Source organism: Massilia sp. CFBP9012, from assembly GCF_034045115.1.
Classification (GTDB): domain Bacteria; phylum Pseudomonadota; class Gammaproteobacteria; order Burkholderiales; family Burkholderiaceae_D; genus Telluria.
In genome coordinates this window covers 161,494-184,355 of the sequence record NZ_JAXCWM010000008.1, presented here as the reverse complement: position 1 = coordinate 184,355, position 22,862 = coordinate 161,494, and the positions used below count along the sequence as shown (strand labels likewise).

21 protein-coding genes are annotated in these 22,862 nt (G+C 65.0%); 11 read left to right on the top strand and 10 right to left on the bottom strand.

Features of this window, described 5'->3' with window-relative positions; translation table 11 throughout:
• Positions 1-46 precede the first annotated feature (46 nt).
• From lptF to SOM61_RS15130, 4 genes are all read left to right on the top strand, one after another.
• Positions 47-1,204, top strand: coding sequence for an LPS export ABC transporter permease LptF (gene lptF / locus SOM61_RS15145; RefSeq protein WP_320474846.1), 1,158 nt, complete (start codon positions 47-49; stop codon positions 1,202-1,204).
• Complete coding sequence (gene lptG, locus SOM61_RS15140) at positions 1,201-2,385, top strand: LPS export ABC transporter permease LptG (protein WP_320474845.1); 1,185 nt, start codon at positions 1,201-1,203, stop codon at positions 2,383-2,385. Before lptF ends, lptG begins: the two co-directional genes overlap by 4 nt.
• On the top strand, positions 2,385-2,768 hold the full coding sequence (locus tag SOM61_RS15135; protein WP_320474844.1) for a sirohydrochlorin chelatase: 384 nt from the start codon (positions 2,385-2,387) through the stop codon (positions 2,766-2,768). Before lptG ends, SOM61_RS15135 begins: the two co-directional genes overlap by 1 nt.
• A gap of 135 nt (positions 2,769-2,903) precedes the next feature.
• Positions 2,904-4,733, top strand: coding sequence for a DUF4214 domain-containing protein (locus tag SOM61_RS15130; RefSeq protein WP_320474843.1), 1,830 nt, complete (start codon positions 2,904-2,906; stop codon positions 4,731-4,733).
• A gap of 3 nt (positions 4,734-4,736) precedes the next feature.
• On the opposite strand, the gene cobA is transcribed toward SOM61_RS15130, so the two are convergent.
• From cobA to SOM61_RS15100, 6 genes are read right to left on the bottom strand one after another with little or no spacing between them, the layout of a single operon-like run.
• Positions 4,737-5,453: a uroporphyrinogen-III C-methyltransferase gene (gene cobA / locus SOM61_RS15125; RefSeq protein WP_320474842.1), complete on the bottom strand. Its 717-nt coding sequence runs from the start codon at positions 5,451-5,453 to the stop codon at positions 4,737-4,739.
• Positions 5,454-5,480: 27 nt separating this feature from the next.
• Positions 5,481-6,797: a sulfate adenylyltransferase subunit CysN gene (gene cysN, locus SOM61_RS15120; RefSeq protein ID WP_320474841.1), complete on the bottom strand. Its 1,317-nt coding sequence runs from the start codon at positions 6,795-6,797 to the stop codon at positions 5,481-5,483.
• On the bottom strand, positions 6,797-7,732 hold the full coding sequence (gene cysD, locus SOM61_RS15115) for a sulfate adenylyltransferase subunit CysD (RefSeq protein ID WP_147934690.1): 936 nt from the start codon (positions 7,730-7,732) through the stop codon (positions 6,797-6,799). The genes cysN and cysD overlap by 1 nt, the downstream gene beginning before the upstream one ends.
• 31 nt (positions 7,733-7,763) lie before the next feature.
• On the bottom strand, positions 7,764-8,480 hold the full coding sequence (locus SOM61_RS15110; protein WP_320474840.1) for a phosphoadenylyl-sulfate reductase: 717 nt from the start codon (positions 8,478-8,480) through the stop codon (positions 7,764-7,766).
• A gap of 11 nt (positions 8,481-8,491) precedes the next feature.
• A complete protein-coding gene (locus SOM61_RS15105) occupies positions 8,492-9,049 on the bottom strand; it encodes a DUF934 domain-containing protein (RefSeq protein WP_320474839.1) in 558 nt (185 codons plus the stop codon).
• A complete protein-coding gene (locus SOM61_RS15100) occupies positions 9,042-10,730 on the bottom strand; it encodes a nitrite/sulfite reductase (RefSeq protein WP_320474838.1) in 1,689 nt (562 codons plus the stop codon). Before SOM61_RS15100 ends, SOM61_RS15105 begins: the two co-directional genes overlap by 8 nt.
• 182 nt (positions 10,731-10,912) lie before the next feature.
• Between SOM61_RS15100 and SOM61_RS15095 the strand changes: the two genes are divergently transcribed.
• The 6 genes from SOM61_RS15095 (at position 10,913) to SOM61_RS15070 (ending at position 16,767) form a co-directional block, all read left to right on the top strand.
• Complete coding sequence (locus SOM61_RS15095; protein WP_320474837.1) at positions 10,913-11,851, top strand: CysB family HTH-type transcriptional regulator; 939 nt, start codon at positions 10,913-10,915, stop codon at positions 11,849-11,851.
• Positions 11,852-11,868: 17 nt separating this feature from the next.
• Positions 11,869-12,549: a class I SAM-dependent methyltransferase gene (locus SOM61_RS15090; protein ID WP_320474836.1), complete on the top strand. Its 681-nt coding sequence runs from the start codon at positions 11,869-11,871 to the stop codon at positions 12,547-12,549.
• Entirely contained in the window at positions 12,534-13,049 is a 516-nt protein-coding gene (locus tag SOM61_RS15085; protein WP_320474835.1) for a GNAT family N-acetyltransferase, read from the top strand. Before SOM61_RS15090 ends, SOM61_RS15085 begins: the two co-directional genes overlap by 16 nt.
• A gap of 31 nt (positions 13,050-13,080) precedes the next feature.
• Positions 13,081-13,536: a YaiI/YqxD family protein gene (locus SOM61_RS15080; RefSeq protein ID WP_320474834.1), complete on the top strand. Its 456-nt coding sequence runs from the start codon at positions 13,081-13,083 to the stop codon at positions 13,534-13,536.
• Between the two features lie 75 nt (positions 13,537-13,611).
• Complete coding sequence (gene paoC / locus SOM61_RS15075) at positions 13,612-15,819, top strand: aldehyde oxidoreductase molybdenum-binding subunit PaoC (RefSeq protein WP_320474833.1); 2,208 nt, start codon at positions 13,612-13,614, stop codon at positions 15,817-15,819.
• Between the two features lie 282 nt (positions 15,820-16,101).
• Complete coding sequence (locus SOM61_RS15070; RefSeq protein WP_320474832.1) at positions 16,102-16,767, top strand: GNAT family N-acetyltransferase; 666 nt, start codon at positions 16,102-16,104, stop codon at positions 16,765-16,767.
• Positions 16,768-16,960: 193 nt separating this feature from the next.
• On the opposite strand, the gene SOM61_RS15065 is transcribed toward SOM61_RS15070, so the two are convergent.
• From SOM61_RS15065 to SOM61_RS15050, 4 genes are all read right to left on the bottom strand, one after another.
• Positions 16,961-17,989 carry a porin gene (locus tag SOM61_RS15065; RefSeq protein ID WP_320474831.1) on the bottom strand — a complete coding sequence of 343 codons (1,029 nt, stop codon included), beginning with the start codon at positions 17,987-17,989 and terminating at the stop codon, positions 16,961-16,963.
• Between the two features lie 163 nt (positions 17,990-18,152).
• The gene (locus SOM61_RS15060; RefSeq protein ID WP_320474830.1) at positions 18,153-19,331 is read right to left on the bottom strand and encodes a PAS domain-containing sensor histidine kinase; all 1,179 of its coding nucleotides are present in this window, start codon (positions 19,329-19,331) and stop codon (positions 18,153-18,155) included.
• A gap of 121 nt (positions 19,332-19,452) precedes the next feature.
• Positions 19,453-20,220, bottom strand: coding sequence for a LytR/AlgR family response regulator transcription factor (locus tag SOM61_RS15055; RefSeq protein ID WP_320474829.1), 768 nt, complete (start codon positions 20,218-20,220; stop codon positions 19,453-19,455).
• Positions 20,221-20,345: 125 nt separating this feature from the next.
• Positions 20,346-21,638: a sensor histidine kinase gene (locus SOM61_RS15050; protein ID WP_320474828.1), complete on the bottom strand. Its 1,293-nt coding sequence runs from the start codon at positions 21,636-21,638 to the stop codon at positions 20,346-20,348.
• Positions 21,639-21,894: 256 nt separating this feature from the next.
• Here SOM61_RS15050 and SOM61_RS15045 point away from each other — a divergent pair, with 256 nt between their 5' ends.
• Positions 21,895-22,833: an exopolyphosphatase gene (locus SOM61_RS15045; protein WP_320474827.1), complete on the top strand. Its 939-nt coding sequence runs from the start codon at positions 21,895-21,897 to the stop codon at positions 22,831-22,833.
• Positions 22,834-22,862 lie beyond the last annotated feature (29 nt).

The following is a 22,862-nucleotide window of genomic DNA, read 5'->3' as shown; positions in this document are numbered from 1 at the left end:
GTTTGGCGGCGGACTGCCTAATCTGCAATTATAACGACTCTATTGAATGATTTTCCGACGTTCCCTGCAACGTGAATTGGCGAGCGCCGCCGGCGCCACTTTTACGGTGCTGTTTTCCATCCTCGTCACCTGGACCCTGATCGCCATTCTCGGCCGGGCCGCGGGTGGTAAGGTGGCATCCGGCGACGTGCTGGCGCTGATCGTCTTCCGCAGCGCCGAGCTGCTGCCGATCATCCTGATCCTCACGTCCTTCATCGCCGTGGTGGCCACCGTCACGCGCAGCTACCGCGATTCCGAAATGGTGGTCTGGTTCGCCTCGGGTCAATCCCTCCTCGGATGGATCCGGCCGGTGCTCACGCTCGGCCTGCCGATGGTGGCGCTGGTGGCCGCGCTGTCCTTCGTCGTCACGCCCTGGGCCAAGATGAAGAGCGCCGAATTCGTCGAGCGCTTCCAGAAACGTGAAGACTTGCAGCGCGTGGCGCCCGGCCAGTTCCGCGAATCGAGTTCGAGCGACCGCGTGTTCTTCGTCGAGCGCAGCACCGAGGGTTCGACCGTGGTGCAGAACGTGTTCGTCGGCGGTGTCGATGGCGACAGCCACTCGGTGGTGGTGGCCAAGCAGGGCGTGATCGAATCGGACGGCAAGGGCGGCCAGTTCCTGGTGCTTAGCAATGGCCGCCGTTACGAAGGCGTGCCGGGACAGGCCGATTTCCAGACCATGGAATTCGAGCGCTACAGCATGCGGGTGGCGACCCAGGCGCCGATGATCGGCGCCGACGTACCGGTGGCGGCGCTGTCGACCTCGACGCTGCTGGTCGCGCCCAACCGCTTCACCGAGGCCGAGCTGCTGAACCGGATCGCGGCCCCGATCACCTGCCTGATCCTGATGCTGCTGGCGATCCCGCTCGGCTTCGTCAACCCGCGCGCAGGCTCGTCGGCCAACCTGATCGTGGCCTTGCTGATCTTCTTCACTTATAACAACCTGGTGCGGCTGACCGAGGCCAGCGTCAAGCAGGGCAAGCTGGCCTTCGGCATGGGCTGGTGGCCGCTGCACCTGCTCGCCTTGCTGGTGGTCGTGGGCCTGTTCGCCTGGCGCCTGAACGTGAACCACCGTTATCACCCCTTGGTGCTGATTAGCGCCTTCAAGCGGCGCCGCCTGCGCAAGCAGTCGCCGGCCGCCAAACGCGAAGAGGCACGGTCAGAATGAAGATCCTCGATCGCTATTTCGCAGTCAATATTTTCCAGGCGGTGGCCTTCGTGCTGGCCGCCTTCCTGGCCTTGGTCGCCTTCATGGACCTGACCAGCATCCTGCCATCGGTCGGCAAGAATGACTTCGGCATGCAGCATGCCTTGCTGTATGTGCTGCTGCTGGTGCCCGGCAATGTGTATCAGGTGATGCCGGTGGCGGCCCTGATCGGCACCATCTATACGATGGCGCAATTTGCCTCGAGTTCCGAGTTCACCATCATGCGCGCCTCGTCGATGTCGACCCGCCAGGCCGCCATGATCCTGTTCAAGATTGGCGCGATCTTCGTCCTGATCGCCTTCGTGTTCGGCGAACTGATCACGCCGCGCACGGCGCCGATCGCCGAGCGCATGCGCCTGACCGCCAAGGGCGGGTCGGTGTCGGCGGAGTTCCGGTCGGGCATGTGGACCAAGGACAGCGTGCACGCAGAAGGTGTGCGCGGCAACATCATCGGTTCGCGCTTCTTCAACGTGCGCCGCATCGCGCCCGATGGCCAGCTCGAAGACGTGCGCCTCTACGAGTTCGACAACAATATGCGCATGCGCTCGATCGTCACGGCGGTGCGCGGCACCTATGGCGGCAACAATACCTGGCGCCTGTCCGACGTCACCGAGACCATGTTCACCAATAGCCGCGAGCTGCCGGCGCCTGGTTCGGCGGTCCCGGCCGGACAGACCATCCAGAGCACCTATGGCCAGGAAACGGCCGCGGTCTCGACCCGCAAGCTCGACAGCTACGTGCTCGCTTCCGAGATCACGCCCAAGATCCTGTCGGTCTCGCGCTCCGACCCGGAACGCATGTCGGCCGCCGAACTGGCCGTGTACACGCGCCACCTGGCCGAAAACCGGCAAGAGACCGAACGCTTCAAGGTCGCGTTCTGGAAGAAGGTCATCGATCCGTTCTCGATCTTCGTGCTGATGGCGCTGGCGCTGCCGTTCGCCTACCTGCACACGCGCAGCGGCGGCGTCAGCCTCAAGATTTTCATCGGCATCATGATCGGGGTGAGCTTCCTGCTCATCAATTCACTGTTCTCGCACCTGGGCGTGCTGACCATCCTGCCGGCTTTCCTGACGGCGGTGGCGCCTAGCCTGCTGTTCCTGCTGATGGCGCTCGGGGCGCTGTGGTGGGTGGAAAGGCATTGATGACGCAGCCAACCCAACGAGGACTGATCCTGTTCGCCCACGGCGCGCGCGCCGCTTCCTGGGCGGCGCCGTTCGAGCGCCTGCGCGACGCCACGCAGGCGCAGCTGCCCGCCTGCGACGTGACGCTGGCCTTCCTGGAACTGATGACGCCCAGCCTGCCGGATACGGTGGCGGCGATGGTTGCGCGCGGGATCGACCAGGTCACCGTGGTGCCGGTATTTTTGGGGCAGGGCGGCCACCTGCTGCGCGACCTGCCGGCCCTGTGCAACACCATCCGCGCCGCGCATCCCGGCCTGGACCTGAACGTGGTCGGCGCGATCGGAGAAGACCCGGGCGTGCAACGCGCCATGGCCGATTACTGCGTGGCTGCGCTTGGTAATTAATATTTGCCATTATTTGTTGATGTTCAAATATTGTGTTGGATATTGACATTATTGCCGCACATAGTTCACTTTTTCCCTATCTGGAACAGCCCGCCTGGCGCATGATCCCCTGAAGCCACTCTTCAGGATACTTTCATGAGCACCGAACTCGACTACGCCCCGGTCGGCATCGTTGACGACCGCGACACGCTGTTCACCACCTTGCACGACGGCGATCTCGCCGCCACCTTGCGCGCCATCGACACCGGCCCGCTGACCGGCGGGCGCTGGGTCATCGACAACCAGGCGCAGCCCGGGCTGTTCCGGATCGCCTACGATCCGGCGCTCGACGCCTCGGCGCGGCTGATCGTGGCGAATGCGGCCTTGCTCGAGGAAGGCCGGCCGGCCTCGGTCACCGTGCACTACTACGACCATCACCAACTGGACGCGCGCGGCAATCCCTTGCCCGGCCGCGGCATCGCCGAGACGCTGGTGTATGCGGTGGAGGCGGGCCGCACGCAGGACCTGGACGGCTTCGGCGCCGAGTCCGCGCTCGATGCGAATGGCGCCGGGACAGACCCGGCCATGGCCACCCTGCCCGATGGTCGCCTGGTCACCGTGTGGCAGTCGGCGGGCGCATCGGTCTGGTGCCGGATCGGCCAGGCCGCCTTCGAGATCGCCGGCGCGGCCGCGAACGAACCGGTGGTGACGGCGCTCGCCAACGGCGCTTGCGTGGTCGCCTATGGCATGGGTGGCGGCATCGCCTACCGCATCGTGGGCGCCGACGGCGGCATCGGTGGAGAACACCGGGCCAACACGGGCGCGCATGCGGACGCCGCCATGCCCGACCTGGCGCTGTTGCAGGACGGTTCCTTCGCCCTGGCCTGGCGCGAAGACGGGCAGGTTGCGGTGCGCCAGTTCGACGCCGACGGATCGCCGCGCGGCGCCGTCGAGACCTTCGGCGCGCTCGGCACGGCCTACAGTCCCCAGGTGGTGGCGCACGGCGGCAGCTACGCCGTGTCCTGGGGCGAGATCGGCGATGGCAACGTCTACCTGGCGCGCAGTGGAGACACCCCGGTGGCCGTCACTGGCGACGGCATGGCGGCCAGCGACAGCACCGGCGCGCCGCTGCCCGGCATGACTGCGCTGGCGGACGGCGGCTTCGTGGTCGCCTGGGACAGCTACGTCAACAACCCCTTTGGCTTTGCCAGCAGCGACGTGTTCTTCCAGCGCTACGACGCCGCCGGCCAGGCGGCGGGCGGCATCACCCAGGTCAACACCGATCACGCGATTACGGGCCGGTTCGACGCCCAGGTGACGGCGCTCGCCGGCGGCGGCTTCGTCGTGGCCTGGCAGGCGGGCGACTTCGATGGCAACGGGATCTACGGGCGCCGTTTCGACGCCCAGGGCGAGGCGGTCGATGCGCGCGAATTCGCGATCAACGAACTGCGCCAGGGCGACCAGGCCGGCCCGGCGCTGAGCGCGCTGGCGGACGGCGGCTTCGCCGCGGCCTGGGTCGACACCCAGGCCGATGGCATGGCGCGGATCGAGACGCGTGTGCTGGCCGGCGCAGCGCCCGAGGCGCTGGCCCTGAGGCTCGACATCGACGGCGTCGCCGGACAAGCTTACCGGCTGTATGCGGCGGCCTTCGACCGCACGCCGGACCCGAAGGGGCTGGGCTACTGGATCGACATGATGGACAAGGGCGTGAGCCTGCGCGCAGCGGCCGCCGGATTCACGGGCAGCCAGGAATTCATCGAGCTGTATGGGGCCCACACGAGCGATGCGCAATTCGTCGACCTGCTGTACCAGAACACCTTGCATCGCGCGCCGGATGTGCAAGGGTGCCAGTTCTGGGTCGATGCGATGCAGGTGCAGGGCGCGGGGCGGGAGGAATTGCTGGCGCAGTTCAGCGAGAGCCCGGAAAACCAGGCGCAGGTGATCGGGGCGATCCAGGACGGGATCGCATTCACGCCGTGGTTGTAATACTCAGGCCTGGTGCTCGCGTTTTGCAAGCGCTTCGCCCATCATCACCAGCACGGGCCCGTGGCCAGGCTCGAGGCCTTGCGCAAGGTCGGTGAGGGTCAGGCGCAGGATGCGCTCGTCGGCGCGGCTGCAGTTTTCCACCACCACCACCGGCAGGTCGGCACGCCGCCCTTCGGCCAGCAGGCGCTCGGCGGTGGCGGCGGCTTCGCGGCCGCCCATGTACTGGACCAGGGTGTCGGTTTCGGGCAGGGCGGGGTGATCCGGTTCGTCCGGCGCGGTGCTCGAGGTGAAGAAGGCGACGCTGCGCGCCAGGCCCCGCTTGGTGAGCGGCTGCTTGGTCGCGGCGGCGGCGGCGACGGCGGTCGTGATGCCGGGGACGATTTCGACCTCGATGCCCTCAAGCTCCAGCGCGCGCAATTCCTCGTCGGCGCGGCCGAACAGCATCGGATCGCCGCCCTTCAAACGCACGACCAGCGCATATTTTCTTGCGCACTCGACCAGCTGCTCGTTGATCAGTGTCTGCGCCATCGAGCGCTGGCCCGAGCGCTTGCCGACCGAGATTTTCTCGGCCCGCACACACAGTTCCAGCATCTCGGGCGTGACCAGGGCGTCGTACAGCACCACATCGGCCTGCGCCAGCAGGCGCGCGCCGCGCACCGTGATGAGATCAGCCGCGCCGGGACCGGCTCCTACCAGATACACTTTGCCCAGCGCCGCCATGGAATCAACCCCGTCCTCTAGAAACGATTACTCTTCGATGCGGATCATACCCGCTGCAACGGTCTGGTGGGTCACCTCATCGATCAGGATGAAGGCGCCGGTGGCGCGGATGTCGGCGTAGGCGTCGGCCGCCAGCGGCTGCTGCACCGTCAGCTGCACGCGTGCGATGTCGTTCAGCTTCAGGCCTTCGGCGGGATGGCGTTCTTGCGTGTTCACGTCCAGGATGGTGTCCAGGCGCGCCACCTTGGCCGCGGTCTGGCGCGTGCCGTGCTTGATCCAGTACTTGCGGCGCAGGTCGAGCGGCTCGTCGGCCATCCAGCACACATCGGCCGTCACTTGCTTGAGCAGGGTCGCCGGCTGCTCGCTGCCTGCCAGCATGTCGCCGCGCGAGACGTCCACGTATTCGTTCAGCACCAGGGTCACCGACTGGCCGGCCACGGCCGATTCCAGCGAGCCGTCGAAGGTGACGATCTCTTTCACCGTCGCGCTCTGGTTCGAGGGCTGCACGGTCAGCTTGTCGCCCACCTTGACCACGCCCGATTCGATGCGGCCCATATAGCCGCGGAAGTCGTTCGCCTCGTGGCCGTTGTGACGCGCCACCAGCTGAACCGGGAAGCGGAACGGCGCGGCGTGCGACTGGTCATAGACCGACAGCGATTCGAGCAGCTCGATCAGGGTCGGGCCTTCGTACCAGGCCAGTTTTTCCGAACGGTCAACCACGTTGTCGCCGGCCAGCGCCGACAGCGGAATCGCGGTGATGTCCTTCAGGCCCAGCGACTGGGCGAACTTCTCGTATTCGGCGACGATGCGCTCGTAGACATTGCGGTCGTAGTCGACCAGGTCCATCTTGTTCACGGCCACCACCACGTGCTCGATCTGCAGCAGCTTGGCGATGGTCGAATGGCGCTTGGTCTGCGTCAGCAGCCCGACGCTGCCGTCGTCGCCCAACTTCACCTTCGAGACGTCGATCAGGATGATCACGGCGTCGGCGGTCGAGGCGCCGGTGACCATATTGCGGGTGTACTGCTCGTGGCCCGGGGTGTCGGCGATGATGAACTTGCGCTTCGGCGTGGCGAAATAACGGTAGGCCACGTCGATGGTGATGCCCTGTTCGCGCTCGGCTTCGAGGCCGTCGGTCAGGAGCGACAGGTCGATGGTGTCGCCCACGGTGCGCTTGTGCTTGGCGCGCGAGACGGCGGCCAGCTGGTCGGCGAAGATGCCCTTGCTGTCGAACAGCAGGCGGCCGATCAGGGTGCTCTTGCCATCGTCCACCGAGCCGGCGGTGATGAAGCGCAGCAGGGTCGAGCCTGCCTGTTGGTTCAGTTTGTCTGTCATGGCGTTCATCAGAAATATCCCGCTTTTTTACGTTTTTCCATCGAGGCTTCGGAAGTCTGGTCGTCCATCCGGGTCGCACCGCGCTCGGTCACGTCGGTGACGGCGGTTTCGGCGATGATGCCGGCCACCGTGTCGGCATCGGACGCCACCGGGCAGGTGCACGAGATGTCGCCCACGGTCCGGAAGCGCACGGTGCGCGTTTCGACGGTCTCGCCTTCGCGCGCCGGGGTCAATGGGGTCAGCGGCACCAGCAGGCCGTTACGCGGAATCACTTCGCGCTGGTGGGCAAAATAGATCGGCGGCAGCGCCAGCTTTTCGCGCGCGATGTACTGCCACACGTCCAGCTCGGTCCAGTTCGAGATCGGGAACACGCGCATGTTCTCGCCCGGGTGCACGCGGGTGTTATACAGGTCCCACAGCTCGGGGCGCTGGGCTTTCGGATCCCACTGGCCGAACTCGTCGCGGAAGGAGAAGATGCGTTCCTTGGCGCGCGCTTTTTCTTCGTCGCGGCGGGCGCCGCCGATGCAGGCGTCGAAGCCGTGCTCGGCGATGGTTTCCAGCAGGGTCACGGCCTGGGCCGCATTGCGCGAATCCGTCTGCGGATTGCGCAGGCGCACGGTGCCGCGCTTGATCGAGTCTTCGACGCTGCCGACGATCAGGCGCTCGCCCAGCTCGGCGGCGCGGGCGTCGCGGAAGGCGATCACTTCGTCGAAGTTGTGGCCGGTATCGATATGCACCAGCGGGAAGGGGAATTTGCCCGGGCGGAAAGCCTTCTCGGCCAGGCGCAGCAGGACCACCGAGTCCTTGCCGCCCGAGAACAGCAGGGCGGGATTGCTGCATTCGGCCGCCACTTCGCGCAGGATGTGGATCGCTTCCGATTCCAGCGCGTCCAGGTGGGCGGCGTTCACGTCGCTCAGTACTACATTGTCGCTAACAGTTGTCATCGCTATGCCTGTTCTTTTCTCGGTTCGTGGCTCAAGCGGCCACGGATTTGATGCGAATAAGTTTGCCGTCCACCACATGCAAGCCGCATTCCTTGGACTCCGGGTTTTCCCACCACCAGCGTCCGGCGCGCACGTCCTCGCCCGGCTGGATGGCACGGGTGCAGGGTTCGCAGCCGATCGACGGGTAGCCGCGGTCATGCAGGGCATTGTAGGGCACGTTGTTGCTGCGCAGGTAGTCCCAGACGTTCTGCTCGCTCCAGTCGGTCAGCGGATTGAACTTCTGCATGCCGTGTGCATGGTCGTCTTCCTGCACCGCCAGTTCGGCGCGCGTGCTGGACTGGGCGCGGCGCTGGCCGGTGATCCAGGCGCGCTTGCCGGCCAGGGCGCGGCCCAGCGGCTCGACCTTGCGGATGCGGCAGCATTCCTTGCGCATCTCGACGCTGTCATAGAAAGCGTTCAGGCCGTGGTCCGCGACGTAGCGCTCCACCGCCTTGGGCTGCGGGCGGTACAGGGCGATATCGTAGTCATACGCTTTTTTGACGCGCTCGATCATCGACAGCGTCTCGGCATGCAGGCGGCCGGTCTCGAGCGAGAAGATCGCGATCGGCAGTTTGGCCTTCAGGATCAGGTCGGTCAGCACCATGTCTTCGGCCGCCAGGCTCGATGCGAAAACGGCGGGCGTGAAATCGCGGGCAATACGGGTCAGTATCGCGTGGGTTTCATCCACGCGATGATGCAGGTCGCTCATGCGTAAAGCTCCTAGATGCCGGCGCCGATGTCGCGGTGTTCCGCCGGGGTGTCGCGTGGGACGCGGCGGAACAGCGGGATCGGATTGTCGACCGTCGCCTGGTAGGTTTCCGAGAACACCGACAGGCCCTTGAGCGCATCGTGGATGCTGCGATCTTGCCTGGTGGCGTAGGCGTCGAAGCCGCAGCGCGCCATCTGGAACAGCTGGTCGCGCAGCACGTCGCCAATGGCGCGCAATTCTCCGGTCCAGCCCAGGCGCTTGCGCAGGTTGTAGGCGATCGAGTAGCCGCGGCCATCGGTGAATTTCGGGAAGTCGATGGCGATCACGGCAAAGCGCTGCAGGTCGTCCTTGATGGCGGCGGCGCTTTCGTCCGGCGCCAGCCAGACACCCAGTTCGGCGCGCCCGAGCAGCGCATCGCGCTGGGCCTGCCACACGCTCAGCGGCACGATGATCTTGCCGGCGGGGACTTCCACGCTGTCAGCGCTCTGGCCCTCGTCGAGCTTGAGCACGCTCCAGTCGTCATTGACCACTTCGCGACCCTTGATGATCTGCGGGTGTTGATTAAGCATAGTGGTCCTCTCCAACCAGTTCTTCCGCCGCGATCGGCGTGGCATACACGTGTTCCTTGAATGGGGCCAGCCCCAAGCGCTGCGCGGTGTCGACGAAGCGCTCACCTTCGATGCGACAGCGGACATAGACTTCGAGCAGGCGTCCAATGACTTCAGGCATCTGTACCGCCGAGAACGACGGGCCGATGATCTTGCCGATGGCGGACTCGTTGCCCTGGGCGCCGCCGATCGACACCTGGTACCACTCGCTGCCGTCCTTGTCGACGCCCAGCACGCCGATATTGCCGACGTGGTGGTGGCCGCAGGCATTGATGCAGCCCGAGATATTCAGTTCGATGTCGCCGATATCGTGCTGGAAGTCCAGGTCGTCGAAGCGCTCGGCGATCGCGGCGGCGATCGGGAGCGATTTTGCGTTCGCCAGCGAGCAGTAGTCGCCGCCGGGGCAGGCGATGATGTCGGTCAAGAGGCCGATGTTCGGCGTCGCCATGCCTTTCGACTTGGCCAGCTGCCACACCTCGAACAGTTTACTTTGCTCGACGTCGGCCAGCACCAGGTTCTGCTCGTGGGTCACGCGCACCTGGGCAAAGCTGAAGCGGTCGGCCAGCTCGGCCACGAAGTCCATCTGCTCGGCGGTGGCGTCGCCCGGCGGCACGCCGGTCTTCTTGAGCGACAGCACGACGGCGGCGTAGCCCGGTACCTTGTGCGGCTTGACGTTACGGTTGAGCCAGTTGGCGAAGGCGCGGTTGTCGGCCTGGCTTGCGGCGACGTCAGTGTCGGCCAGCTCGCGGTAGGCATGCGGATGGAACCATTTGGCGACGCGGTCGAATTCTTCTTGCGTCAGGGTCTCGGGACCATCCTTCAGGTCGGCCCATTCCTGCTCGACCTGGCGGGTAAACTCTTCGACGCCGAGGGCCTTGAGCAGGATCTTGATGCGGGCCTTGTACTTGTTGTCGCGGCGGCCGTGGGTGTTATACACGCGCATCACGGCTTCGGTATAGGTCAGCAGGTGCTGCCATGGCAGGAAGTCGCGGATCACGCTGCCCAGGATCGGGGTGCGGCCCATGCCGCCGCCGGCCATGAACTTGAAGCCCACTTCTCCGGCATCGTTATGGACCACGGTCAGGCCGATATCGTGCACGGCGATCGCGGCGCGGTCTTCCAGGGCGCCATTGATGGCCACCTTGAACTTGCGCGGCAGGGCCAGGAATTCGGGGTGGAAGGTGCTCCACTGGCGCAGGATCTCGGCGAAGGGACGCGGATCGATGATCTCGTCGGCCGCCACACCGGCGAACTCGTCGGTGGTAATGTTGCGGATGCAATTGCCCGAGGTTTGGATCGCGTGCATTTCGACCGAGGCCAGGTCGGTCAGGATGTCCGGCGTCTGCTCCAGCTCGATCCAGTTGTACTGGATGTTCTGGCGCGTGGTGAAGTGGCCATAGCCGCGGTCATACTTGCGGGCGATATGGGCGAACATGCGCACCTGGTTCGACGACAGCAGACCATACGGCACGGCGACGCGCAGCATATAGGCGTGGCGCTGCATGTACAGGCCATTCTGCAGGCGCAGGGGCAGGAATTCTTCTTCCAGCAGCTCGCCGGAGAGGCGGCGGGCGACCTGGTCGCGATACTGGGCGATGCGCTCGCGCACGATGAGGTGGTCGTAGTGGTCGTAGCGGTACATGTGCAGGGTCCGTAGGCAGAGGCGGATGGTGTTCGCCCATTAAATAATGTCCCGATGATACGGAGCTAAGCTTATATTCCAAACTACGGATAATTTATTTGCTTATATACGTAACCCGAATAAGCATCTTAGAATGTCGTTCGTCACCGGCTTGCTGTCTATTTAACAACAATAATTATCAAATGAATCTCCATCAACTACGCTTCGTGCGCGAGGCCGTCCGCCAGAACTACAATCTGACCGATGCCGCCAAGGCATTGTTCACCTCCCAGCCCGGGGTCTCGAAGGCCATCATCGAGCTGGAAGAAGAGCTCGGCGTCGACATCTTCACCCGCCACGGCAAGCGCATCCGCGGCTTGACGGAGCCGGGACGGCTGGTGCTGCAATCGGTCGAGCTGATCATGCAGGAGATCGAGAGCCTGAAACGCATCGGCAAGGAGTATGCCGCCCACGACAGCGGCAGCTTCACCATCGCCACTACCCATACCCAGGCGCGCTATATGCTGCCGAAGGTGGTGCAGGGCTTCATGCAGAAGTACCCGAAGGTACGCCTGTCGCTGCTGCAGGGTAATCCGAAGCAGATCGCCGACATGGTCAAGAACGACCAGGCCGACCTGGCCATCGCCACCGAATCGATCGCCGCCGTCGACGGCCTGATCACCTTGCCCGCCTACCAGTGGGAGCACGTGGTGGTGGCGCCGCCGGACCACCCGCTGTTCAAGTCGCGCGCCATCTCACTGGAAGAGATCGCTACTTACCCCGTGATCACGTATGATGCCGCCTTCGCCGGCCGCAGCAAGATCGACCACGCCTTCTCCTTACGCAACCTGAAGCCGGACGTGCTGCTGGAAGCGATCGACGCCGACGTGATCAAGACCTATGTGGAGCTGGGCATGGGCGTCGGCATCATCGCCGGCATGGCCTTCGACCCCGAGCGCGACCGCAACCTGCGCGCGCTGCCGGTCGGCCACCTGTTCGGCATGAACACCTCGCGCGTGGCGATCAAGCAGGGTGCCTACCTGCGCAGCTATATCTATACCTTCATCGAGCTGCTGACGCCGACGCTCAACCGCAAGATGGTCGAGTCGGCGATGCGCGGTGGGGAAAACTACGAACTTTGATGGTCAGGGAATTAAAGATGGACAATAATCGTGCCGACAACGCGGTCGTCGCCTACTACGACAGCATCGCCGCCCACTACGACAACGCGTCCGCCGAGTATTCGGAAGAGCAGCAGGAAGACCTGGACGAGGCGCGCGAGCAGATCGCCACCCTGCTCAGCGGCCACCGCATCCTGGAACTGGGTTGCGGCAGCGGCGCCTGGACCGACGTGCTGGCCGAAACCGCCGAATCGGTGCTGGCCACCGACGCCAGCCCATTCATGCTCGACCTGGCGCGCATGCATGGCGAAGACCTGGACAATGTCGAGTATCGCCTGGTCGATGCGCTGGCGCTGCCGGATGATCTCGGCAGCGGCGACGAAAAATTCACCGCCGTGTTCATGGGCGGCCTGTGGGCCCACCTGACGCGCGAGCAGGGCGACATGCTGTTGTTGTCCCTGAAGAAGAAGTTGGGCAAGGACGTGCTGCTGGTGATCTTCGACGACGCCTATGTGGAAGGCGAGAGCGCCACGATCGTGCGCACCGATCTGCTGGGCAATACCCATGAATTCCAGCTCGATGCCGACGGCGCACGCCACGAACTGGTCAAGAACTACCCGACCGACAGCACGCTGCGCAAGCGCCTGGACAAGGTCGCGCGCGAGATCAAGGTTGCGCGCTGGGAGTTCTATTGGGTGAGCACTTGCCGATTGAAGTGATGCCCGCCTTTTCGATCGAGCGCGCGGTCGTGGCCGAGCGCCCACTGCTGTTTCGCTTGCTGCAGCTGTACTTCTTCGAGGCCACACGCTGGAGCGGCGAGGATATCCTCGACGACGGCCTGTACGATTGCGACGAGGATGGTCTGCAGGGCTATTTCGATGAGCAGGGCGTGGACGCGGCTTACATCCTGAGGGTCGATGGCAAACCGGCGGGCTTCGCCCTGGTCGAATGGATCCCGTACGAGGGCGGGCAGATCCGGGAGTTTGCCGACCTGTTCGTGCTGCCGAAATATCGCCGCCTTGGCCTCGCCGAGGCGACGACGCGCCGGGTCGTGCTCGAGACCGAAGGCCCATGGCTGATCGCGGTATTTCGAAAGGATGAAGCCGCCCTGAGCCACTGGCAGAACGCCTTCGTGCGCCTGCCGTTCCGCTCGGTCCGCCACGGCCCGAAGGACGATGTATTTCATCAGTTCATCGTCAACGACACTTCTGCCGCATAATCCGGCAATCACTTCATACATATCTATTTCCATGCACATCTGGGTCGACGCCGACGCCTGTCCCGCCGTCATCAAGGACATCCTGTTCCGGGTAGCCGAACGTTTGCAGCTCGATGTCACGCTGGTCGCGAACCAGCTGATCCGGGTGCCGGGCTCGCGCTTCATCCGCGCGCTGCAGGTGCCGGCCGGGCCTGACATGGCCGATGCCGAGATCGTCGAACGCGTGAATCCGGGCGACATCGTCGTGACCGGCGATATTCCGCTGGCGGCGCTGGTGCTGGACAAGGGCGGCCTGCCGCTCAATCCGCGCGGCGAGTGGTACACCAAGGACACCATCGCCCAGCAACTGACGATGCGCGCCTTCATGGAAGAGTTGCGCGGCAGCGGTGTCGATACCGGCGGGCCGGCCGCGTTCAGCCAGGCCGACCGCCAGCAGTTTGCCAACGCACTGGACCGCGAGCTGGCGCGCCGTCGACGGCCAGGCTAGTCGATTGCACGATCCTGCGGTGCGCGCGGCATCGCGCGACATCGGTAGAGTTCGCTCATCAATTGAGGAGCGGACATGAAGTTCGACAAACCGGCAAGGATCAATCCGATCGACCGCATGAAGGTGGTCGGCAAACCAACCCAGCGCGTCGATGGCGCGCTCAAGGTCAGCGGCGCTGCGCCGTATGCGTACGAGCACCAGGAGGCGCCGGGCGCGGTCTACGGTTATATCGTTGGCGCCGGCATCGCCAAGGGCCGGATCGTCTCGATCGACCTGGAGCGGGCGCGTGCCGCGCCCGGCGTGCTCGGCATCTTGACGGCAGCCAATGCCGGCAAGCTCGGCAAGGGAGAGTTTTCCGTCGCTCGCGCGCTGGCCGGCCCGGAGGTCGAGCATTACCACCAGGCGGTGGCGATCGTGGTCGCCGAGACCTTCGAGCAGGCGCGCGCGGCGGCGGGGCTGGTGGCGGTGCGCTACGAGAGCACGAAGGGCAGCTTCGACCTGGCTGCCGAGCGTGCGCGCGGTGCTGCCAAGCGACCGGCCAAGCCGAATCCAGACCTGGCGACAAGCATCGGCGACTTCGATGCCGCCTTTGCCGCGGCGGAGGTAGCGCTGGACGCGACCTACACCACGCCCGACCAATCGCACGCGATGATCGAGCCGCATGCGACCATCGCAGCCTGGCGGGGCGACCGGCTGACGCTGTGGACCGCGATCCAGCTGGTGACCTGGGGCGTGCGCGATATGGCCATGACGCTCGGGATACCGAAGGAAAATGTGCGGATCGTGGCGCCGCACATCGGCGGCGGCTTCGGCGGCAAGGGCGGGATCATGAGCGATGCGGTGCTGGCCGCGCTGGCGTCAAAGCAGGTCGGGAGGCCGGTCAAGGTGGCGCTGCAGCGCTCGCTCATGGCCAACAATACGACGCACCGCGCCGCCACCATCCAGCGCATCCGCATCGGCGCCGGCCGGGACGGCAGGATGACGGCGATCGCCCATGACAGCTGGTCGGGCAACCTGGGCGACAAGCCCGAGGGCGCCACCGCGCCGACGCGGCTGCTGTATGCCGCCGCCCACCGCATGACCAAGCTCAGCGTGGCCCATCTGGACTTGCCCGAAGCCCACGATATGCGCGCGCCGGGCGAGGCGCCGGGCATGATGGCGCTGGAGATCGCGATGGACGAGATGGCCGAAAAGCTCGGCCTCGATCCGGTCGAATTCCGTATCCTGAACGATACCCAGGTCGATCCGGAGTCGCCCGGCGTGCCGTTCTCGACGCGCCGGCTGACCGAGTGCCTGCGCCTGGGCGCCGAGCGCTTCGGCTGGCGCGCGCGCAGCCCAAGGCCTGGTGCACGCCGCGACGGCCGCTGGCTGGTTGGCATCGGCATGGCGGCGGGCATCCGCGGCGCGCCGGTGGTCAAGTCGGCGGCGCGCGTGCGGCTCGAGCGCAGCGGCGCCGTCACTGTCGAGACCGACATGACCGATATCGGCACCGGCAGCTACACCATCCTGGCCCAGACCGCGGCCGAAATGCTCGGCGTCGACCTGGACCAGGTGACGGTGCGCCTGGGCGACTCGGACTTCCCGGACGGGGCGGGATCGGCCGGCCAGTGGGGCGCGGCATCGTCGACCGCCGGCGTGTATGCGGCCTGCGTCAAGCTACGCGAAAAGATTGCGCAGCAACTCGGCTTGAACGGGACCAATGCCGAATTCACGGGCGGGCGGGTGCGTGCGGACGGTGCCAGCCGGCTGCTGCGCGACGCAGTCGCCAAGGGGCCTCTGAGCGGCGAGGATACGATGGAGTACGGCGACCTGGACCAGCGCTACGCCCAGCAAACCTTCGCCGCCCACTATGTCGAGGTCGGTGTGGACGCCGTTACCGGCGAGATCTGCGTGCGCCGCATGCTGGCCGTGTGCGCGGCCGGACGCATCATCAATCCGCTGGCCGCGCGCAGCCAGATCATCGGCGGCATGACGATGGGGGCTGGCGCCGCGCTGATGGAACATCTGGTGGTGGACAAACGCGCCGGCTTCTTCGTCAACCACGACCTGGCCGGCTACGAAGTGCCGGTGCATGCCGACATCCCGCACCAGGACGTGATCTTCCTCGATGAAGTCGATCCGACGGCCGGGCCGCTGAAAGCCAAGGGCGTTGGCGAACTCGGCATCTGCGGGGTGCCGGCCGCGATTGCGAATGCGGTCTACAACGCCACCGGGATCCGGGTGCGGGACTATCCGATCACGCTCGACAAGCTGCTGGATCGCCTGCCCGGCGTCGACGCCTGAACAGGTATATTTCCGCGCCGGTCGCCATCTGGCAAGACATATTGACCTGCGCACGATACTGTTGTGCTGGTGATAATAATGTTGTTCTTGTTATAATGCGTTAAGGGTGCACGCTCTATTGACGGAGTGGCAGGATGCGCGATGGTCGGGCCGCCACGCGTAACATTTCACGCCCATGTCAACCGGACGCAAGCGTGAACGTTGAGAGCTTGCCATGCACGCCAACGTCCCACGCGATTACCGCACCGAACCACTATCGTCAGCATTCCCGAGGGTGGCCGCATGACGCGCACCCGCTACGGCCTGCGCTCGCCCGACAGCCCAGACGGCCGCAGTGGCGCCAGCCTGCTGATCGAGCGCATGTACTCCTGGCGCGGCTACCAGGCGGGGGGGCTCGACGCCGACGACCCGCACCGCATCACCCTGACCGCCTCCGACCGGGGCGAGGTGGTCGGCACCCTGACCATCGGGATCGATGCCGGCCGCGGGCTGATGGCGGACCATATGTACAAGGAAGAACTGGATGCCTTCCGACGCGAGGGCGGGCGCCTGGCCGAGGTCACCAAGCTGGCCTTCGACCATTCGGTCCAGTCCAAGCATGCACTGGCCAGCGTGTTTCATCTCGCCTTCATCTACGCGCGCGAAATGCACGGCTGCACCGACGCCGTCATCGAAGTCAATCCGCGCCATCGCCGCTTCTACGAACGCATGCTCGGTTTTCGCCGGGTAGGGGAGCTGAAGGTGAATGCGCGCGTGAACGCGCCGTCCTTCCTGCTGCACGTGAGCCTGGCCTATGTGGCGCAACAGGTCGAGGCGGTGGGCGGCGCGTTCAAGCGCGGCATCGACACCGGCGAGCGTTCGTTCTATCCCTATTTCTTCTCGCCGGAAGAAGAACGCGGTATTGCGGCCCGGCTGCTGCGCACCGAGGCCGTGGACGCCGATCGCTGAGCCAGGCTGTGGCAAGCGAGGAGTACGGCCGATGATTGATCGGTCGCAAGCGATGGCCCGACGCGGCTGCGGAAATCATTGTGGGCGCCATGAAAAACGCCGGCATGTGCCGGCGTCAGGCGTTCCCGCGGACACGGAAACGAAGAGGAAACCGTCACAGGCCGCCGTAGGCGACCTGCGTGGCCCTGCGTGATTAGAACGAGTGACGCAGGCCGACGGTGAACACCGATGGATCGGCGCCCAGCGCGGTGGCTGGCGGGGTCACGTTGTTCGACGAGGCGTTGATGCCGAAGGCGCCGCGGCCGTTGTTGCGCAGTTGGGCGTAGGTGGTATAGATGTTGGTGCGCTTCGACAGCGAGTAGGTGTACGACACCGACACGGTGTTGCCCTTGGCGTCGGTATTGTCCAGCTTCTGCTGCTGGAAGTTCAGGAAGAACTTGTTCGCGCCGACGGCGTACGAAGCGCCGATGTTGGCGTTGGTGTATTCAGGGTTGACAGCGTTGCCGGCGCCTTCCAGCTCGGCCTTCATCCAGTTACCCTTGATTTCGAACGCGCCGAAGTTGTAGCCGGCGCCGAATGCCATTTCCTTGTCGTCGCCTTCGGTCAGGCGCTCGATGGTGTGGTAGCCGGCGCCCAGGTACAGGCCGCCGTTCTTGTATTCCAGCGATGCGCCCAGCAGGTCGCCCGACGGGTCGACGGTCGTTTCGCCGGTCGAGTAGGCGGCATTGACGACGAAGCCCGACAGCGAGTTCGATTTGTAGTTGACCGAGTTGGCCAGGCGGCGGGTCAGGCGGCTGGTGCCGAAGGCCGACAGGTTCGAGCCGTACAGGCCCTGGCCGTTGATGTCGGTGGCGGCGGCGACGGCGGCGATCGGCGAGTATTCGCGGCCGACGGTCAGGGTGCCGAAGTTGCCTTGCAGGCCGACCACGGCGCGGCGGCCGAACGTTTGCGAGTCGGTGGCGCCGGTGTCGAGCGACACGCCGGCTTCGATGTTGAACAGGGCTTTCAGGCCATTGCCGAGATCTTCGGTACCGCGGAAGCCCAGGCGGCTGCTCGACTGGTTGCCCGAGCTGACGGTGGTGCGGCGGTCTTGGCCCGGGGCATCGGTGTCTTCCAGGGCGATGGCAGCGTCCATGACGCCGTAGATCTGGACGTTGGTCTGGGCTTGGGCGAACAGTGGCAGGGACGACAGCACAGCGGCGGCCAGGAACTTATACTTCATGAAGATCTCCAGTTTAGTTTCGACAAGATGTTGAGTTAGCAAGTCAACTCAGATCGACAGCGATCTTATCGAGCCAATATGTCGAGTTCATGACATCCTGACTATGTTGTTTTTACGCAATAGCCCGAACAATATTCTTTACTTTCGGCATCCGGAGAAAATTTTAGACGACGTGTCCGCTCAGCGGCAGCACGATGTCGATGCGGGTGCCGGGCGCTTCGTCGCCGGCGATGGTGATGTCGCCGTGCATGGCCCAGACCCGCTCGCGCATGCCAACCAGGCCCAGCGACTGGGCCTTTTCCATGTCCTCGGCGCGGATGCCGCGGCCGTCGTCCTGGATCGTCACCAGCAGCTCGCCATTGGTCCGGTCGAGATTGAGCAGGACGTTCTGCGCCCCCGCATGGCGCGCGATATTGGTCAGCGCCTCTTGCACGATGCGAAACACGGCCGTGCTGGCGGCGTCGTCCAGGCGCAGCTCGGCCTCGTCGGCCAGCAGGGTGCAGGCGATGCCATGGCGCTCGACGAACTCGTCGCGCAAGCCCTGCAGCGCGAAATACAGGCCGCCTTCGTCGAGGGCGCGCGGGCGCAGGTTGGTGGCGATGCGGCGCAGCGAGACGATGGCGGTGAGCAGATTGGTTTCCATGCCGGCGATCAGGCGTAGGCTGTCGTCGGGCAGTTGATCGACCCGGGTCAGCAGGGTCAGGTCCATGCGCAGCGAGGCCAGCAACTGGCCGAGGTCGTCGTGCAGCTCGCGCGCGATGTGGGTGCGTTCTTCTTCGCGGATGCTCTGCAGCGCCGAAGACAACTGGCGCAGCTGGTCGTGCGAGCGCGCCAGCTTTTGCTGCACCAGGTGGCGCTCGGAAACGTCGCGCAGGATCACCGTAAAGACAGGGTGGCCCTCGTGTTCGACGCTGGAGATCGATCCTTCGATCGGAAACAGCTGGCCGCCGGCGCGGATGCCGGTGACGGCGTAGTCGGTCGCGCGCCGGCCCGCGCGGCCGCCGCCGGCCGGGAAATAATCGAACGGGGTGCGCGCGTCTGGCGAGGGCGGCTGGATAAAGCGCGACAGGCGGCTGCCCTGCATGGCGCTCACGCTCGAATTGAACATCTGCGCCGCAGCCGGGTTGGCCAGCAGGATGGTGGCGTCTTCGTCGACCGACAGGATGGCGTCGCTGGCGCTGTGGACGATGCGGCGGCTGTCGAAGCCGCGCCCGTTGCGCTGCGGACCGCGGGCGCGCCGCAAGGCGGCGGCCATATTGCCAGCGCAATAGCCGCCCAGGAAGCCTGCCACCAGCACGGTCGGGCCGGTGCGGCGACTGCGTGCCCTGCGCTGAGATCTCATGCGGGATCGTTAGAGAGAGGAAGGCCGCGGACGCGGACCTGTCCTCTACATTACGCGCATGGAGGAGTGCGGGCGTTGAGACGAGACAAGGCCCTGGCGCTCGGGCGCGCCAGGGCCGGTTTTACATCTGCTTGAACAGGTGCAGGAAGCTGCGGCTGACCTCAAGCTTCTCCGGTCGGCCCTTGACCAGCACGAGGTGGCGGCCGCGGATGTCGCGCGTCACGCCCTCGATCGCATTCACATTGACCAAGGTTGCGCGGTGGATCTGCCAGAACAGCGAGGGATCGAGCTCATCGGCGAGGTCGCGCACCGGCTTGCGGATCAGCGCTTCGAAGCCGGCCGTCTGCACGGCCGTGTATTTCTCGTCCGAACGGAAGAACAGGATCTCCTCGACCGGGATCATGCGCAGGTCCTGGCCGATGCTGGCCTGGATCCATTGCAGGTGTTTCTGCTTCGGCGCGGCGATCTTCTCGGCCAGCTGGTTCAGCATGGCCGACACGCTGTCATTGACGCTGCCGGCGACCTGCGGCTTGTCCAGGCGCTCCTTGAGGCGGTCGACCGTGATCTTCAGTCGGTCCGGCTCGGTCGGCTTGAGCACGTAGTCGATCGCGCCGCGTTCGAAGGCTTCCACCGCGTACTGGTCATAGGCGGTAACGAACACGATCTGGCTGCCGTCGCCGATCTCGCGCGCCGCTTCCATGCCGGTCTTGCCCGGCATGCGGATATCGAGGAAGGTGAGGTCGGGATTCAGCTCGGCGACCAGTTGCACGGCTTCTTCGCCATTCTTCGCTTCGCCGACGATCTGCAGTTCGGGCCAGGCTTCCTGCAGGCGCATGCGCAGCTGGTCGCGCATCAGTCTTTCGTCATCGGCAATAATCGCGGTAGGCATGGTGAGTCTCTTCTCAGGTTTATTATGCAATGATTATTCAATGAAACCGGGCGTCAGGCAAGCCGGGCCGCCAGCCAACGCGAATTTCGAGCCCGAATCTCAAACCCGAATCTCAAGCTCTACCTTCAGGCCTGTTTCGACAGCTGATAAGGCACTTCGATCGTCGCGATCACGCCGCTCGGGCTGTTGGCGCCGATGTGCAGGCGGGCGCTGTCGCCGTGCAGCAGCTTGAGGCGGTCGCGGATCGTCTGCAATCCCAGGCCGGTGCCGTCGCTCGGCACCACGCCGAAGCCCACGCCGTCGTCGGTCACGGTCACGCGCAGCTTGCTGTCGGCCACCTCGGCCACGATCCTGAGGGTGCCGCCTTCGGGCTTGCACTCCAGGCCGTGCTTGATCGCGTTCTCGACCATCGACTGCAGCATCATCGGCGGGAAGGCCGCACTGCGCAGGCCGTCCGGGATCTGCAAGTCGACCGTCAGGCGTTCTTCCATCCGCATCTTGAGCAGGGCCAGATAGGCGCTGACCATGTCCACCTCGCGCCCGAGGCCGGTGAGCACCGCGTTGTCGCGCATCTGCGGCAGCACCGCCCGCAGGTACTGGATCAGGCTGCGCTGCATGGCCGAGGCGCGCGGCGGGTCGACCCGGATCAGGTGCTCGACCGAGGCCAGCGTGTTGAACAGGAAGTGCGGCTCCACCTGGGCCTGCATCATCTGCATCTTGGTTTCCGACAGCTGGCGCTGCATGGCTTCGCGCTCGGCGGCGGCGTTGGCGACCTGGGCCTCGGCATCGGCGCGCTTCTTGCCGCCGACCAGGGCCTTGGTCCCGAACAGGGCGAGCAAGAGGAGCAGCACGAAGTTCATGAACCAGGTAGAGGCCTGCTTGTGGTAGCGCGACACCTTCTGCTCGGCGGCGTCCTCGACCGCAGCTTCGATCGCGTTCGACAGTTCTTCGCCGATCTGGGGCGGCAGCTCGATGTGGACCGAATCGTCACCCGGGTGGATATTGACGCCGCTGCCGCCGATGGCGGGCGGTTTCGGTGGCAGCGGCGGACGGGGCGCCTCCGGCGCATCCGGATCGGCTGGCGGAACCGGTTCGGCAGGTTCGGCAGCTTCCGCCGGCTCGGCCGCGCCGCCGCGCGCACGGGTGCGCGGATTGAAGCGGATGCCGCTCTCGTCGATCAGGATGCTGGCTTCGCTGCGCCGCCCGGCCTCGCGCTCGGCGCGCGCGATCTCTTCCTGGGCCGGACCGTTGAACAGCTCTTCCTGCAAGATGCCGGCGGCGGTCAGGGTCAGGCAGGCGAACAGGAGGAACTTCCACCACGATAGCTGGGTGACCCAGGTCGCCACCGCGTCGAAGGCCCGGTAGAGCCAGGACAGGATGCCCGTCAAATACTGTTGTGTCGAACTGCGTGCTTGCATGGTCGTCAATCTTGTATGTCCGCCATCATCGATCGTCGCGGATGGAGCGTTGGAATGATGCAACTTTAACGCGCCGGACGCGTCAGGGCCAGCCCCCTGCGACAGCCTGCAGGATTCGGGGAATGGACGGTACTCATGCGCTGGAAATGATCGAACTCAACAGCTATTAATTAGAAACATTGCAAGGTATGATGATCTTCTCCGATGGCCGGGCCATGCCGGGACCAATCACAACCGATGAGAAAGGGTGTGCTAGATGTCCGCTATTCCCCATAAATTCCGCCTCGTGACCCGCAGCGACTTCGACGGTCTCGTTTGCGCCGTGCTGCTCAGGCACCTCGAACTGATCGACGACATCCTGTTTGTCCATCCCAAGGACATGCAGGACGGCAAGATCGTGATCACCGCCCGCGACATCACGACCAATCTGCCTTATGTCGCCGGCGCCCACCTGGTGTTCGACCACCATCTGTCGGAAACCATCCGCAACACCGGCCGCCGCGAGAACCACATCATCCACCCCGAAGCGCCTTCTGCGGCGCGCGTGGTGTATGACCACTACGGCGGCGCGCGCACCTTCCCGGCCGCCTGGAACACCATGATGGCGGCGGTCGACAAGGGCGATTCGGCGCGGTTTACACGCGAAGAGGTGCTCGATCCGCAAGGCTGGGACCTGCTGAACTTCCTGATGGATGCGCGCACCGGCCTCGGGCGCTTCCACGATTTCCGCATCTCCAACTACCAGCTCATGATGGACCTGATCGGCTACTCCGCCACCCTGGACATCGAACAACTGATGGCGCTGCCGGACGTGGTCGAGCGCAGCACCCTGTACCGCGAGCACAGCGAGCGTTGCAAGGAGCAGATCCGGCGCTGCGCGGTAGTCGAAGGCAACCTGGTGGTGCTCGACCTGCGCGAAGAACCCGTGATCTATGCCGGCAACCGCTTCATCATCTATGCTCTGTTTCCCGAGACGAACATCTCGATCCACGTGCTGTGGGGCGTCAAGCAGCAAAACACCGTGTTCGCCACCGGCAAGTCGATCCTCAACCGTAGCTCGAAGACGAATATCGGCGCGCTGATGCTGGAATATGGTGGCGGCGGGCACGAGAATGCCGGTACCTGCCAGGTGGATAACGAGCTGGCCGAGGACGTGCTTGGGGCGTTGGTCAGGCGGATTACCAGGGAGGGGTAGGAGCGGCCAGTACCGCCAGCCCGTCATTC

What these genes read in the sequence shown, in the direction of transcription:
- SOM61_RS15065 (WP_320474831.1), bottom strand. Translation starts at nt 17,989, where the DNA reads ATGAAGTATAAGTTCCTGGCCGCCGCTGTGCTGTCGTCCCTGCCACTG.
- SOM61_RS15090 (WP_320474836.1), top strand. Translation starts at nt 11,869, where the DNA reads ATGGACAATAATCGTGCCGACAACGCGGTCGTCGCCTACTACGACAGC.
- lptF (WP_320474846.1), top strand. Translation starts at nt 47, where the DNA reads ATGATTTTCCGACGTTCCCTGCAACGTGAATTGGCGAGCGCCGCCGGC.
- SOM61_RS15100 (WP_320474838.1), bottom strand. Translation starts at nt 10,730, where the DNA reads ATGTACCGCTACGACCACTACGACCACCTCATCGTGCGCGAGCGCATC.
- cysD (WP_147934690.1), bottom strand. Translation starts at nt 7,732, where the DNA reads ATGACAACTGTTAGCGACAATGTAGTACTGAGCGACGTGAACGCCGCC.
- cobA (WP_320474842.1), bottom strand. Translation starts at nt 5,453, where the DNA reads ATGGCGGCGCTGGGCAAAGTGTATCTGGTAGGAGCCGGTCCCGGCGCG.
- SOM61_RS15060 (WP_320474830.1), bottom strand. Translation starts at nt 19,331, where the DNA reads ATGAGATCTCAGCGCAGGGCACGCAGTCGCCGCACCGGCCCGACCGTG.
- paoC (WP_320474833.1), top strand. Translation starts at nt 13,612, where the DNA reads ATGAAGTTCGACAAACCGGCAAGGATCAATCCGATCGACCGCATGAAG.
- lptG (WP_320474845.1), top strand. Translation starts at nt 1,201, where the DNA reads ATGAAGATCCTCGATCGCTATTTCGCAGTCAATATTTTCCAGGCGGTG.
- cysN (WP_320474841.1), bottom strand. Translation starts at nt 6,797, where the DNA reads ATGAACGCCATGACAGACAAACTGAACCAACAGGCAGGCTCGACCCTG.
- SOM61_RS15110 (WP_320474840.1), bottom strand. Translation starts at nt 8,480, where the DNA reads ATGAGCGACCTGCATCATCGCGTGGATGAAACCCACGCGATACTGACC.
- SOM61_RS15045 (WP_320474827.1), top strand. Translation starts at nt 21,895, where the DNA reads ATGTCCGCTATTCCCCATAAATTCCGCCTCGTGACCCGCAGCGACTTC.
- SOM61_RS15055 (WP_320474829.1), bottom strand. Translation starts at nt 20,220, where the DNA reads ATGCCTACCGCGATTATTGCCGATGACGAAAGACTGATGCGCGACCAG.
- SOM61_RS15070 (WP_320474832.1), top strand. Translation starts at nt 16,102, where the DNA reads ATGACGCGCACCCGCTACGGCCTGCGCTCGCCCGACAGCCCAGACGGC.
- SOM61_RS15095 (WP_320474837.1), top strand. Translation starts at nt 10,913, where the DNA reads ATGAATCTCCATCAACTACGCTTCGTGCGCGAGGCCGTCCGCCAGAAC.
- SOM61_RS15080 (WP_320474834.1), top strand. Translation starts at nt 13,081, where the DNA reads ATGCACATCTGGGTCGACGCCGACGCCTGTCCCGCCGTCATCAAGGAC.
- SOM61_RS15105 (WP_320474839.1), bottom strand. Translation starts at nt 9,049, where the DNA reads ATGCTTAATCAACACCCGCAGATCATCAAGGGTCGCGAAGTGGTCAAT.
- SOM61_RS15050 (WP_320474828.1), bottom strand. Translation starts at nt 21,638, where the DNA reads ATGCAAGCACGCAGTTCGACACAACAGTATTTGACGGGCATCCTGTCC.
- SOM61_RS15130 (WP_320474843.1), top strand. Translation starts at nt 2,904, where the DNA reads ATGAGCACCGAACTCGACTACGCCCCGGTCGGCATCGTTGACGACCGC.
- SOM61_RS15135 (WP_320474844.1), top strand. Translation starts at nt 2,385, where the DNA reads ATGACGCAGCCAACCCAACGAGGACTGATCCTGTTCGCCCACGGCGCG.